The sequence below is a fragment of the Pirellulales bacterium genome, assembly GCA_019694435.1.
GTDB lineage: Bacteria > Planctomycetota > Planctomycetia > Pirellulales > JAEUIK01 > JAIBBZ01.
Genome location: JAIBBZ010000024.1, coordinates 35,553 through 49,389, shown reverse-complemented (window position 1 = coordinate 49,389; position 13,837 = coordinate 35,553). Strand labels below are relative to the sequence as shown.

Annotated in this window: 8 protein-coding genes; 4 read left to right on the top strand and 4 right to left on the bottom strand. The window is 65.1% G+C overall.

Annotated features, from left to right (window positions below; genetic code table 11):
• Nucleotides 1-166 precede the first annotated feature (166 nt).
• Nucleotides 167-2,851 carry a GNAT family N-acetyltransferase gene (locus K1X74_16755; protein MBX7167987.1) on the top strand — a complete coding sequence of 895 codons (2,685 nt, stop codon included), beginning with the start codon at nt 167-169 and terminating at the stop codon, nt 2,849-2,851.
• A 111-nt stretch (nt 2,852-2,962) separates the two neighbouring features.
• A complete protein-coding gene (locus K1X74_16750) occupies nt 2,963-3,937 on the top strand; it encodes an alpha/beta hydrolase (GenBank protein MBX7167986.1) in 975 nt (324 codons plus the stop codon).
• A gap of 34 nt (nt 3,938-3,971) precedes the next feature.
• On the opposite strand, the gene K1X74_16745 is transcribed toward K1X74_16750, so the two are convergent.
• The 4 genes from K1X74_16745 to K1X74_16730 all read right to left on the bottom strand — a co-directional run bounded on the left by K1X74_16745 (nt 3,972) and on the right by K1X74_16730 (nt 10,211).
• Nucleotides 3,972-4,862 carry a tetratricopeptide repeat protein gene (locus K1X74_16745; GenBank protein MBX7167985.1) on the bottom strand — a complete coding sequence of 297 codons (891 nt, stop codon included), beginning with the start codon at nt 4,860-4,862 and terminating at the stop codon, nt 3,972-3,974.
• A 302-nt stretch (nt 4,863-5,164) separates the two neighbouring features.
• Entirely contained in the window at nt 5,165-7,084 is a 1,920-nt protein-coding gene (locus tag K1X74_16740) for a thioredoxin family protein (GenBank protein ID MBX7167984.1), read from the bottom strand.
• A gap of 184 nt (nt 7,085-7,268) precedes the next feature.
• The gene (locus K1X74_16735) at nt 7,269-9,983 is read right to left on the bottom strand and encodes a glucosidase (GenBank protein ID MBX7167983.1); all 2,715 of its coding nucleotides are present in this window, start codon (nt 9,981-9,983) and stop codon (nt 7,269-7,271) included.
• A gap of 18 nt (nt 9,984-10,001) precedes the next feature.
• Nucleotides 10,002-10,211 carry a hypothetical protein gene (locus K1X74_16730; protein ID MBX7167982.1) on the bottom strand — a complete coding sequence of 70 codons (210 nt, stop codon included), beginning with the start codon at nt 10,209-10,211 and terminating at the stop codon, nt 10,002-10,004.
• 357 nt (nt 10,212-10,568) lie between these two features.
• Between K1X74_16730 and K1X74_16725 the strand changes: the two genes are divergently transcribed.
• Nucleotides 10,569-11,882 (top strand): DEAD/DEAH box helicase, encoded by a 1,314-nt coding sequence (locus K1X74_16725; protein ID MBX7167981.1) that lies wholly within the window; start codon nt 10,569-10,571, stop codon nt 11,880-11,882.
• 595 nt (nt 11,883-12,477) lie between these two features.
• Nucleotides 12,478-13,824, top strand: a complete 1,347-nt coding sequence (locus K1X74_16720) for a DUF2252 domain-containing protein (protein MBX7167980.1) — start codon at nt 12,478-12,480, stop codon at nt 13,822-13,824.
• Nucleotides 13,825-13,837: the final 13 nt, after the last annotated feature.

Sequence of the window (13,837 nt, the reverse complement as noted above, 5' to 3'; positions counted from 1 at the left end):
CTAGCCGAACCTGCATGTTTCAGGCTGCCGGAACTTCGAGCGGATTGGACGAATATCTGCGGTCTAGCTGGAGATTCACACGGCAGTCGAACAGTCGCCCGCTACACTACGAGGCGCGCCGGGTGGTGCCAGGTGCTTCCCTGTCGATCGGTCCAGGATTCGTCGCGTGACAGTTCGCTTGCTCAAACAAATCCTCCAGCCGCAACGCATTGCCGTCGTCGGCGCCAGCAACCAGCCCGGCAAAGTCGGGCACACAGTATTTCGTAACTTGATAACAGGCGGCTTCGAAGGAGTCGTCTATCCGATCAACAGCCAGCGGGACGCTGTGCAAGGCGTACAAGCCTATCGCGAGCTGAGCAAATTGCCGCACCCGGTCGAGACGGTGATCATTTGCACGCCGGCCGAGACGGTCGCCGGTGTCGTGGCCGATGCGATCGCCGCGGGCGCCAAGGGGGCGGTCGTGCTCTCGGCCGGGTTTCGCGAGGTCGGCGCGGCCGGGGCTCTGCGCGACGAAGAACTCCGGCAAGTGCTCGCCGGCGCCGAGGAGTTTCGCCTGATCGGTCCCAACTGCCTGGGATTCATGGTCCCGCGGCTGCGCCTGAATGCGAGCTTTGCGGCCGATCTGGCCGCACCGGGCCAGGTGGCTTTCGTCTCGCAATCGGGCGCCCTGTGCACCTCGGTGCTCGATTGGGCGCTGCGCGAAGGGATCGGCTTTTCGCACTTTCTCTCGATCGGCAACATGCTCGACGTCGGGTTTGCCGACCTGATCGACTACCTGGCAGCCGACCCGCAAACGCAATCGCTGATCGTCTACATCGAATCGATCGAGTCGCCGCGCGAGTTCATGTCGGCCGCCCGGGCCTTCGCTCGTACGAAGCCGCTCGTGGCCTTCAAGGCGGGGCGCTTCGCCGAAAGCGCCCAGGCCGCCGCATCGCACACCGGCGCCCTGGCCGGCGTCGACGCGGTCTATGCCGCGGCCTTCGAGCGCGCGGGCATCGTTCGCGTCGAACAGATCGACGACCTGCTCGACTGCGCTCGGCTGTTGGCGCGGCCGCGCCCGTTGCCGGGCCCGCGCCTGGCCATCCTGACCAACGCCGGGGGCCCGGGCGTGATCGCCACCGACGCCCTGCTCGAGCGCAGCGGCGAGCTGGCCCGGCTCGATCCGGCCACGATCGCCGCGCTCGAGGCCCAGTTGCCCGAGCATTGGTCGCGGCGCAACCCGATCGACCTGCTGGGCGACGCGCCGCCGCAGCGCCTGGCGCAGGCCCTGGCCAGCGTGCTGGCCGACGCGCAGGTCGACGGCGCGCTGGTCATTCTCACGCCGCAGGCGATGACCGCCGTCACGGCCACCGCGCAGGCCGTGATCGACGTGGCGCAGCGACAGCACAAGCCGGTGCTGGCCGCGTGGATGGGCGGCGCGCGGACCGCGGAGGGATCGCGGCTGCTGGCTGCCGCCGGCGTGCCGACCTACGAAACGCCCGAGCAGGCGATTCGTGCGTTTCAGTATCTCGTGTCGTACGGGCGCAACCTGCGCGTGCTGCACGAGACGCCGCGCGAGATTGCGTTGCCCTTCCGCCTCGCGCAGCCCCAGCGCGACCAGCAAGCCGCGGAGATCTGCGCCGCCAATCTCGACGCGTTTTCGGCGGCCGATGCCAAAGCCTTGCTGTCGCTCTACGAGATCCCCGTGGCCGCCGCCCAGGAAGCCACGAGCCGCGCCGAGGCCCAGGCCCTGGCGCGACAAGTCGGCTTTCCGGTGGCGCTCAAGCTCTGGTCGCCGCAAATCCAGCACAAGACCGACGTCGGCGGCGTCGCGCTCGATCTGGCCGACGTCGAAGCCGTGGGGCAGGCCTACGATCGCATGATCGATCGTGCCCGTTCGATGCGACCCGACGCCGAAATTCGTGGCGTGACGGTCGAGCCGATGGTCGTCTCGGCGACCGGCGTCGAATTGATCCTCGGTGCCAAGCAAGACCCCGTGTTCGGCAGCGTGGTGCTGGTCGGCATGGGCGGCGTGACGGCCGAATTGCTGCGCGACGTGGCCCTGGGCCTGCCGCCGCTGAACGAACGTCTCGCGCGGCGGATGCTCCAGTCGCTGCGCGGCTGGCCACTGCTGAACGGCTATCGTGGGCGGCCCCCGGTGGCCGTCGACAAGCTGCTCGAAACGCTGCTGCGGTTCTCGGCGCTGGTGGCCGAGTGCCCGCAACTGCGCGAGTTCGACATCAATCCACTCCTCGCAACCCCCGATGCGGTGATTGCGCTCGATGCCCGGGCCACGATCGATCGGGCGGCCGTCGCACATCCGCCCAAGCGGTTTGCCCACCTGGCGATTCGCCCCTATCCCGATGAATGGACGCGGCCGGCCGTGATCGATCACACGCAGCAGGTCGTGCTGCGGCCGATCAAGCCCGAGGATGAGCCGCTGTGGCACGATCTGTTGGCTCGGTGTTCCGAACGGTCGATCCACTACCGGTTTCGTTACCTGTTCAGGAAGACGACGCACGAAATGGCCGTGCGGTTTTGCTATGTCGACTACGATCGCGAGCTGCCGATCGTCGTCGAGATCGCCGGGCCACCGCGCGAGCTGATCGGCGTGGCGCGGTTGGTCGCCGATCCCGATCATGAATGCGCCGAGTTCGCCGTGCTCGTGGCCGATGCCTGGCAACAGCGCGGCCTGGGCGGCATGCTGCTCGACTACGCGTTGGAAATCGCGTCACGCTGGGGGCTCAAGCGTGTCTACGGCGAAACCTCGGCCGACAACCGCGCAATGCTGCACACGTTTCGCTCGCGCGGCTTTGAGCTGCAGCCCGAAGGCGACTCGGTCCTGGCGACACGGATGATCGAGCCGGCCTAGTCCGCCGCCGACGGCCAGGCCGCTCGCACCTTTCCCCCAAGGGGGCATCTAGCGTCGAGCCCAGCGGGGGCCCAGAATAGGCCACAACCACCCTGCGTCGAGGAGTTTCCCATGTTGCGCATGCTGATCGTGGCCGGATACGTCTGCCTGGCGGTAGCGACTGGATTTGCTCAGCAGCCGGCGGCCGGCGACAAGGCAGACCCCAAGGCCGACGCTCCGGCGCCCACGATTGCCGACTTCGCCTATGCCCACGACTCCGAACGCCAATGCTTCGATTTCTGGCGCGCCGCATCGCCCGGGCCGGCGCCGCTGGTGCTCATGATTCACGGCGGCGGATGGATGCGGGGCGATAAGTCGGGCTACCACTCGAAGGCGATTCAACAATATCTCGATGCCGGCGTCTCCGTCGCTGCGGTGAACTATCGTTTCATCCTCCAGGCTATGGAGCAAAAGGTCGAACCGCCCGTGAAGGCGTGCTTGTACGATGCTGCACGTGCCCTGCAAACTCTGCGGGCACACGCCGGCGAGTGGAACATCGACCCGGCCCGGATCGGCGCGACCGGCGGTTCGGCCGGCGCTTGCACTTCGCTCTGGCTGGCGCTGCACGACGACCTGGCCGATCCACAGAGCGACGATCCCGTGTCTCGACAGTCGACGCGTCTGTGGTGTGCGGCCGTCGAAGGGGCGCAATCTTCGCTGGACCCCGAGGAGCTCCGCCGCTGGATCCCCAACGCGATCTACGGTGGCCATGCCTTCGGCTTTGCCGCGCCCGGACGAAGCCGCGCCGAAGAATTCGATCTGCTCCTGGCACATCGCCAAGACGTGTTGCCGTGGATCAAGGAATATTCGCCGATCGAGTGGGCCAGCGCCGACGACCCGCCGATCTACCTGCGGTATTCCAAGCAGGACAAGCCGCCCATGGTCGGCCAGGTTGAAACCGACCCCACGCATTCAGCCATGTATGGCGTGCAACTTGCCGAACGACTGAGCGCCGCCGGCGCGACGGCGATCGTCGCTTACCCCGGCCACGAAGACGAGCGCTACGGCTCGATCGCGGAATTCCTGCTCCGCGAACTCAAGCGGTAAGGCCCGGGCGGGCGCTGCCGGTCGAAGCCCGCGGCTACTTGCGCCGGTCGCGAAAGGGTTGGCCTTCGCGGTACAGAGCCAGCCGCGCCTTCAGCTCAGGCTTGAGCGTTTCATCGGCGACCAGCTCGAGCGCTTTTTCCTCCCACTTCACGGCATTCGCAAAATCGCCCGCCTCGGCATAGGCCGCGGCCAGGGTGTCGATCCGGTCGGCATTCTTCCAGCCGGTCAGCTCGCAGGCCTTCGTCGCGTCGGCCAGGGCTTCCTTGCCGTTGCGGATCGCATCCTCGGGGCAAGTGGCCTGCAGCCATGCGCGGTGATTGAACGGCGTCGCGTATTGCGGATCGAGCCGGATCGCATCGCTGTAGTCGCGCAGCGCGCGAGCATAGTCCCGTTTGGCTTCCCGCACCACGCCGCGGTTGTTGAAGGCAAACGGATTCTGGGGATCGAGGCGAATGGCCTCGCTGTAGTCCACGAGCGCGTTGTCCAGCGCGCCCTTCGCTTCCCAAACGACCCCGCGATTGTTGTAGGCAAAGGCATATTTCGGGTCGCGTCGAATCGCCTCGGAGTAATCCTTGAGCGCGTTGTCGAGCTGGCGTTTCTCGTACCAGGCGAGGCCCCGGCATGTATACGTCCAGGCATCGGGCGCGCGTTGAATCTCGCCTGTGAAATACTTGAGCGCTTCGTCGAGCGACAGCGCGTAGCTGACGTGCATCCAACCGCGACCCAGGCTGAGCCAATCACCCTGCACCTTGAGGACCGTGGCCGGGAACCACTGACCGGTCACTTCTTGCGTGCCCAACTTGACCTTGAATCCGCGTTTGGCCATGACCGCGCGGCCCACCCACTCCTGCTGCGCGCTGGCCGCGGCCGGTAGCAAGGTCGCCGCGAAGCACCAACCGAGCACCCAACCCCGTCTACGATTCATCGACGATGTGCCTGCTACTCGAAGGAAACTCGATCGTGCGGCGCCCACAGGCACCGCGAAATGCGGGCCCATTGTCGGCCGGCTCGAGTCGCTTCGCAACCAAACGGACCGCCTGGCGTCGCCCGGCGAATGATCCGAAAAGGTTTGGATCATTCACCGGTCCAGGTTCGATCATTCGTTTCACGGCGACGCGAACTGCTGTGTGCAGTACTCGCGGTCCGTGGCCTCATGTCCATCGCGACCACGGCATTCTGCGTCAGCAACTCGCTGCCGGGAAGGTCATCACCCGGCGCAGCGACCGGTTAGCGCGGCGCCAGCTTGCGCAGGGGAGCGATGCCGGCCACTTCGCGCCGCGCCGGCAGAATCACTCCCGGGCGCAACGCCTCGACGGGCCGCGCGACGGCGGTCGTTTTGTCCCGAAGCGGACGGATCGTCGAAAAGAAGCCGAACATCATCTCGTCCCAGGTCTGTTCGCCCCAGGTAACGGTCTGATTCGGATCGGGATTCGCCGGATTGTGTTCGGAGTTATCGAAGTACGCCGTGCAGATCATCTTGCTCCCCTTGGGGATCAGGCGCGGCTGCTCGAGGTTGTACCAGAGCTGCCAGTTGAAGTCGTAGCGCGGGACGTCGAGCAAGATTTCGCGCTGGCCATCGGGCGACAGCAACTCATAGCGGAACGCCTTGCCGCGCACGTGCATATGCGGATTCATCCCCAAGAGCACGGTGTCTTTGAGAAACTTGCGGTCGGCGACCACTCGGTAGTTGTCGTCGCCCGGCGGAATACGGAAGGCCATGTCGCCGCAAGCGCCGCCTTCCACTTCGTGGGTCACTTCGCTCGGATCGGCATAAACGAACCCCACATAGCTGCGGTCGGCCTGAGCCGTGCCATTGGGCGTGTAGTGCACCTGAAACGTGAGTCGGCAACCCGCCGGGGCGCGAATCGCCATCCCCTGATCAAAGCGACGCGGGGTCATGCCGGGCGCGTAGGCCATTTGAGGCGCGCCGAAGCGGCCGCCTCCCGCGCCACCGATAAACACGATCACGTGATGCACGACGGCCGCCGCCGAGCATTTGACCTCGGCCTCGCGAATCCACTTGTCCTCCGTAAACCCAGGATCGACGTCGTAGAGTTGATAATCGACGACACCCTCGGCGGGAACCTGAAACGGGGTGTCGCTCATGTAGAAAATCTCGTCGGGCTTCGAGATGCCCCAACCGGCTTCAAAAGCAGCCGGCGCCGGCAGCTCGGCCTCATCCCCCTGGGGACACCCTCCCGCCACCCAGCGGTCGATCAGGGCAACTTCTTCGGTCGACAGCGACGGGTCGTTCTTGAACTGGCCGTGTCCCGGTGCGGCCAGCCACGGCGGCATGCGCCGTTCGTGCACGACCTCTTGAATCATCTCGGCCCAGCCGAGCACCTCGTCGTAGCTGGTCAATGCAAACGGCGCGATCTGGCCGTCGTGGTGGCATTCGACGCAGCGCTTTTGCAGCAACCGTGAAACCTGATTGGCATACGTGATCTCGCCCGCCGGGTCGGGACGCTTGACGCGGCCGATCAGGCAACCCAGCGCCTTGGTCGTGGGCACGGCCACTTCCCGGCCGGAGAGGAGCTGCTCGAGCGCGTCCTTCAGGTCGGCATGCTCGGCTTGCTGCTTCTTCGCGCCGATCACGTATTGATCGTCGATGCGCCCCCAATAGCGGACGACGCGGTCGCCATCGAGCACAAACACCTCGGGCGTGCGGACGGCGCCAAACACGTCGGCAACGCGGTTGCCCGGGTCCTTGAGCAGCGGAAACGCGACGTTGTATTTGTGCGCAAAGTCGGCCAGCTCCGTGAGCGAATCCTGCTGGTTGGAATTGATGCCGACGAACTGTACGCCGCGGCCGGCATAGCTCTCGGCCAGCTCGTTCAGCCGCGGGGTATAGAGCGTGACCAAGGGGCATTCGGTACCCAAGAACGCGACGACCACGAGCTTGGCGTCGCGGAAGTCGGCCAACGAGCGCGGACGTCCGTGAACGTCGCCCAGCTCAAACGCGGCAATCTGCCGGCCGACGCGCGGGGCGTCCGGCGCGAGGCGCGGTGCGTCCGGCGCGAGGCGCGGTGCGTCCGGCGCAAGGCCCTGTGCCTGCGACGTACGACAGGGGCAGCCGCCGGCCAAGAGCGGGAGCAAGCCGAGAGCCAGACCACCCCAAGGGCGCATCCACGAGCGACCACGATTCATCACCTGTACTCCCTGGAGAGGCTGGGAACGTCTTGCAAGCGAAGTGTTCGAGCAGAGGGAACGTTCTGCTCAAGAGGTTGCCACGAGATATTGGAGAGTAGCGTCCCACCGGGGACAACGCCCACCCCCACCGATGTGCCGATCGGCGTGATTCTCGCCGGCAAGGCACCGGCGCGGGGCACCCTCAGCGGGCCGCCATGGCGACGTCGCCGTACGAATCACGCGGGATCGTGCCGAGGCCTTTGGCGCCCGACTGCAACACCTGTTCGGAAGTGCTCGTCGCAAACAGGTGCATCAACCGGGCCACGATGCCCGTCCAGCCGGTCTGATGACTCGCGCCCAGGCCGGCTCCATTGTCGCCGTGGAAATACTCGTAGAACAGGACGAGGTCGCGCCAATGAGGATCGTCCTGGAACTTCGCGGAGTCGCCATAGACCGGGCGCCGCCCGTCGGGGCCTTTGAGGAAAATGTTCGCCAGTCGGCGCGAGATCTCTTCGGCCACCTGGTAGAGATTCATCATCCGGCCCGAGCCGGTCGGACATTCCACCTGAAAGTCGTCACCGTAATAGCTGTAGTATTGCAGCAGGGCCCGAACCACGAGCCCGTTGACCGGCATCCAGATGGGACCGCGCCAGTTCGAGTTGCCGCCGAACATGCCCGAGTCCGACTCGGCCGGGAGATACTCGACGCGGTACTCCTGGCCACCGGCGCAAAACACGTACGGACGCTCGGCGTGGTAGCGCGACAACGAGCGCAGGCCAAACGGGCTGAGGAATTCCCGTTCGTCGAGCATCTTGCTGAGCACGCGGCGCAGGCGCGTTTCGTCGAGAATCGACGCCAGCCGGCGACCGGCCACGCCTTGCTGGCCAGGATCATGAATCGCGCTGCGGATTTCCGGTCGGGCTTCGAGAAACAGCCGCAGCCGCTCCTCGAGCTCGGGGTATTTCTGCAGCAGTTGGCCGTCGAACGTCGTCGCGGCGCACAAGGGGAGCAGCCCGACCATCGAACGCACCTTGAGCCGCTCGGCATGTCCGTCGGGCAGGCGGAGCACGTCGTAGAAGAACCCGTCTTCCTCGTCCCACATGCCGGTCGAGCCGCCGACGTTCGACATCGACGAGGCGATCCAGAGAAAATGTTGGACGAACTTGAGGGCCATGTCGGCATAGTCCGGGTCGGTCATCGCGAGGGTGCTGGCGATCTGGAGCATGTTCTCGCAGAACAAGCACATCCAGGCCGTGCCATCGGCCTGCTCCAGATGACCGCCGGTCGGCAAGGGCGCGCTGCGATCGAAGACGCCGATGTTGTCGAGACCCAGGAACCCGCCTTCGAACACGTTGCGCCCCGAGCGGTCTTTGCGATTGACCCACCAGGTGAAATTCAACAGCAGCTTGTGAAACACGCTCTTGAGCCACTCGTTGTCGGGCGTTCCGCGCGCCGCCTGATCCATCACATAGGTGAAGATCGTCGACCAGGCGTGAACGGGCGGATTGACGTCGCCGAAATTCCACTCGTAGGCCGGAATCTGGCCGTTGGGGTGGATGTACCGCTCGCGGACCATCAGCTTCAACTGGTCCTTGCCGAAATCCGGATCGACCAGCGTCAACGCAATCACATGAAACGCCAGGTCCCAAGCGGCATACCAAGGGTATTCCCACTTGTCGGGCATCGAGATGACGTCGCCGTTGTACATGTGATGCCAGTTGTCGTTGCGCGGGGCCACTTTGCGGATCTGCTTGAACGGATCGCTGCCGCGCTCTTCGAGCCACTTGTCGACGTCGTAGTGATAGAACTGCTTGCTCCAGAGCATGCCGGCCAGCGCCTGGCGGACGACGTTCGCCTGGTCCGCGGTGAACGATGGCGGAATGATCGCACCGTAAAACTCGTTGGCCTCTTCGCGCCGGAGCCGGAGCACCGCGTCGAAATCGTGGAAATCGCCGTTCGATTCCGCCGCGACGGGCGACAACCGCAAGCGCAAAGTCTGGCTTTCGCCCGGAGCGACCGTCAGGTGGTAGTGAGCCGCGGCTTTCGTCCCGTGCTGTTGGCGGTTGATGGCGTCGCCTTGCCCGTGCACCAGGTAGTTGTTGATCCCGTCCTTGACGTACGGGCTGCGGTTGGCGACGCCAAAGATCCGCTGCGTGTTGGTTTCGTTCTCGGTAAACAGCAACTCTGGCGTACCGTCGCAGGCCAGATAACGATCGCCCAGAATCGGATGCGTGGCCTGAATGGCCTGCCCGGCGCGCTGCAGGCGCGGACGATTTGCGCCGGCCGACCAGGACCATTCGTTGCGGAACCAGAGCGTCGGCAACACGTGCAGCTCGGCCGCCTCAGGACCGCGATTGCAGACGGTGATCTGCATCAACAGGTCTTCGGGGCCCTGCTTGGCATATTCGACGAACACGTCGAAGTAGCGATCGTCGGTGAACACGCCCGTGTCGAGCAATTCGTATTCGAACTCGTCGCGGCGGCGCGTACGGTTGGTTTCGACCAGCTCCGCATAGGGGAATTCCCGTTGCGGATACTTGTACAGAAACTTCATGTACGAGTGGGTCGGCGTGCTGTCCAGATAGAAGTAGTACTCCTTGACGTCTTCGCCGTGGTTGCCCTCGCTGTTGGCCAGGCCGAACAACCGCTCCTTGAGGATCGGGTCGCGGCCATTCCACAAGGCCAGCGCGAGGCACAATTGCTGGCGGTCGTCGGAGACTCCGGCCAGCCCGTCTTCACCCCAGCGATAGGCCCGCGATCGGGCCTGATCGTGCGTGAAGTAGTTCCAGGCGTCGCCGTTGTCGCTGTAATCCTCGCGCACGGTGCCCCATTGCCGCTCGCTGAGATAAGGGCCCCACTTTTTCCAGGGCACCTGCTTTGCGCGGGCCTCGTCCAACCGAGTCTGCTCGGCCGTCATACGCGAGTTGCCTGAGTGCTAGAAAGGGATCTCGAGCAGGTACTTGTAATGGCCCGGCACGGGCTCGAGATCAACCTCGGCGCCGGACGGATCGAAGGGTTCGCGACGCTGCCAGGAATGCTCGCCGGAAGGGACGATCCAGAAGGCCCCCTCGGGGTCTTTCACGATCCATTGTCCGCGCGCCTTATGCACGAAGATCGCCACCCGCAATGCGCCCGGGGAGTGCATGCTTCCGTTCCTTCGGGCAGGTGCGGAGCGCCCGTGCGGCCACTACGACGTCAAAGTCTACCTCGCCCCCAGGGCAAGTAAACGCGTGACAAACGCCGGCATCCTGCGGCGCGACGCGTGCGTGCGCCAGGCACAACCCCCGTCTCCTCAACGACTTCGGTCTCGTTCACCAGGGAACGACGCAGGGGCCGGTTGTGGCCTGGACCTGGGCCCGACGGCCGGCATGTGCTACAATTCGTTCGCTCGACTCCTCTGTGCGGTTGCCATTGGATTCCTGCCACGGACCAATGGCTCCCTGCGGGCGCTTTCGTTGCGACCCCTCACTTGGTCCTGGGACTCTCCCACGAGACCGTTGCCTTGAGATTCACAGAACTGGGGCTCGCCGAGCCCATCCTCCGCGCCATCGTGGCCGCGGATTACCACACGCCGACGCCCGTCCAGGCCGAGGCGATTCCCCACGTGCTCGCCGGTCGCGACCTGTTGGCCTGCGCGCAAACCGGCACCGGCAAGACGGCCGCGTTCGCCTTGCCGATCCTGCACCGGCTGCGCGAGGACGACTCCTCGCAACCGCGGCGCCGACGGCCGATCCGTGCGCTGGTCTTGTCGCCGACCCGCGAGTTGGCGATTCAGATTCGCGAGAGCTTTCGAACCTACGGTGAGTCGACGCAACTTCGCGCCGCCGTGGTGGTCGGTGGCGTCTCGCAGCACGACCAGGTCCGCGAACTGCGCGCGGGCATCGACATCCTCGTCGCCACGCCCGGTCGATTGCTCGATCTTATCGGGCAAGGACACATCCAATTGAACGCCGTCGAGACGGTCGTGCTCGACGAAGCTGATCACATGCTCGACCTGGGGTTCATTCCCGACGTTCGTCGCGTGATGGCCCAATTGCCTCGCGAGCGACAGACGCTGCTGTTCTCGGCGACCATGCCCGACGACATCCGCGGGCTGGCCGACTCCGTCCTGCGCGATCCGGCCCGCGTGACCGTCGCGCCGGTCCGCGCCACGGCCGAGTTGATTCAGCAAACGGTGTACAACGTCGAGCGCGGGCAGAAAGTCAAGCTGCTCGTTCACTTGTTGAAGTCGTCGTCCGTTACCCGGGCCTTGGTCTTCACGCGCACCAAGCGTCGTGCCGATCAAGTGGCCCGTCAGCTGCAGCAGGCGAACCAGCCCGCCCTGGCGATTCACGGCAATAAATCTCAGGGCGCACGGCAACAGGCGCTGGCTCGATTCAAGTCGCAGCGACCGCCGATTCTCGTGGCAACCGATATTGCCGCCCGAGGTATCGACGTCGACGCGGTCTCGCACGTATTCAACTTCGATCTGCCGGAATCGCCCGAGACCTATGTTCATCGCGTCGGCCGCACCGGCCGGGCGGGCTCTCCCGGCATCGCCGTCTCGCTCTGCGATCCCGAGGAGCGCAATTCGCTCAAGTCGATCGAACGACTGTTGCGCCGCAGCTTGCCGCGCGAAACAAGCGCCCTCGGAGCGACGGCGCCCGCTAACGATGCTTCGCCGAACCAAGCTGCCGCGCCGCGGCACCGGCCCCCGGCCCGGAAACCCACCGAACACCGGCAGCACACTCACACCTCGGGCCGGCCGCACAATCAAGTTGCGGCAAACAAAACGGGCCGCAAGCGCCGCCGCAGACGACCCGCGCTGGCGCGGTAGAGGGCCGGGGATCGCCAGCGTCGCCTCACACAGCCGACAAATCGCTGGGCTGTCGATCGGTCGCAGCAAGGTTCGAACCGCAGACTGCGATCCTGCCGATCTATCAACGCCCGCTGTGTTCTGAGCCAGGGAGCTGTACCGGATTCCGAGCTATCCACACGTCGCAGGCCGCATGCCCGATCCGCGCGCAGGTTTGCCAAGTCTCGGCGATCTGCGCCATCGATTTGCCGTGTTGGATTGCGACCGCCGTCGAGCGAAATGCTGACTTTACCGCGAACCGCTCTGGGGAACGAATTCCAGGCCCGACAACTCGCGCGAGCCCCGAGCCCCGCCTGAGAGCGACGACGGCCCTGCCGGTGTGGGCACATGTTCGATACGCCGCGCAAGGGCCGCGCTTCGGCCGTGCGTTGCCAGATGAGCTGACCACGTTGCCTTGTCCAGTGGACCCGATCATGATGACCGTCTGCATTTGCCGATTGCCGCCGTCCACGCGGCATGCGGGCCTCGCTACGAAGCGAGCCTCGGCCGCCTACGCTCAGGGGCGGTCGGCAACTGCCGCCGGGTCAACATGCGCCTGAGTTCGGAAACCTCGATCTTGGCACGAACTCGCACTGAGAAAAAACTAGCGGGCAAAGCGCTGCGCACGCAGGTTCCCCGCGCGTCACATGGCGCTTGGAACCCGGGTGGCGACGGTCGTGATCCGCTTGAGATCATCGAGCGTTCGAACGAGGGTCGGCTGCGCAGGTTGGCGCCTTTGCGCTACGGCCGGATGCTCCGCAGCCCGTTTGCCTTCCTGCGTGGCTCACCGGCGCTCATGGCTTACGACCTGGTGCAAACGCCGGTGACGCGCAAGCAGGTGCAAACTTGCGGCGATTGCCATCTCCTGAATTTCGGTCTATTTGGCACGCCGGAACGAAACCTGATCTTCGACATCAACGACTTCGACGAAACGCTGCAGGGCGCCTGGGAATGGGATCTCAAGCGGCTGGCCGCGAGCGTGGTTGTGGCGGGTCGATCGGCGGGAGTTTCCGAACCAGGATCGCGCGACGCGGCGCTGGCTTGCTGTCGATCGTATCGGCAGCACCTGGCCGAATATGCCGAGCTGAGCCCGCTCGAAATCTGGTATGCCTGCGTTCGCGCGGAAGACTTGATTGGCATCGCGCCCAATGCACAATCGCGCAAGCGGCGCGAGCACGTCGCCGCCAAGGCGCGGCGCCGGATCAGCGACCGTCTGTTTCCCAAGATTACCCGCGCCGCAGGGCAGGGCTATCGATTCGTCGAGCGCCCGCCGGTCAAGACGCGCGTGACCGACGAGCGGCTGCTCGAATTGGCGCGCCAGGGGTTTGCCGATTATCGCACGTCGCTGGCCGAAGAGCGGCGATGCTTGTTCGACCGTTACCAGTTGCACGACCTGGCCTGGCGCGTCGTGGGCATCGGCAGCGTCGGCACGCGCTGCCTTGTGGCGCTGTTCCTCTGCGACGATCGCAGCCCGCTGCTGTTGCAGGTGAAGGAAGCTCGCCCCTCGGTGTTCGAGGCGTACACCGGCCAGGGCCCGTTCGAAAACCATGGACAGCGCGTCGTCGTCGGTCAGCGGTTGACGCAATCCGCCAGCGATCTGTTTCTCGGTTGGGCACGCGTAGCGGGTCACGACTTCTACGTCCGCCAACTACGCGACATGAAATACTCCTTGCCTGTCGAATCGTTCAATGCCGTCGATTTGGAACACTACGCCCAAGCCTGTGGATGGACCTTGGCACGGGCCCATGCCACTTCGGGCGATCCGGCGATCATCAGTGGATATCTGGGAAACGGCGACAACTGCGACCGAGCGATGACCGAATTCGCCCAGCGTTATGCCGACCAGGTCGAGCGCGACCACGAAGCCCTGACGGCGGCCCATGCCGCGGGGCACATCGAGGCGATCATCGAAGCAGACGATTAGCAGCCCGTTGTAG

Bases quoted from the DNA above. Each gene is read 5' to 3' on its own strand.
- K1X74_16750 (MBX7167986.1), top strand. From the start codon at position 2,963: ATGTTGCGCATGCTGATCGTGGCCGGATACGTCTGCCTGGCGGTAGCG.
- K1X74_16745 (MBX7167985.1), bottom strand. From the start codon at position 4,862: ATGAATCGTAGACGGGGTTGGGTGCTCGGTTGGTGCTTCGCGGCGACC.
- K1X74_16740 (MBX7167984.1), bottom strand. From the start codon at position 7,084: ATGAATCGTGGTCGCTCGTGGATGCGCCCTTGGGGTGGTCTGGCTCTC.
- K1X74_16735 (MBX7167983.1), bottom strand. From the start codon at position 9,983: ATGACGGCCGAGCAGACTCGGTTGGACGAGGCCCGCGCAAAGCAGGTG.
- K1X74_16730 (MBX7167982.1), bottom strand. From the start codon at position 10,211: ATGCACTCCCCGGGCGCATTGCGGGTGGCGATCTTCGTGCATAAGGCG.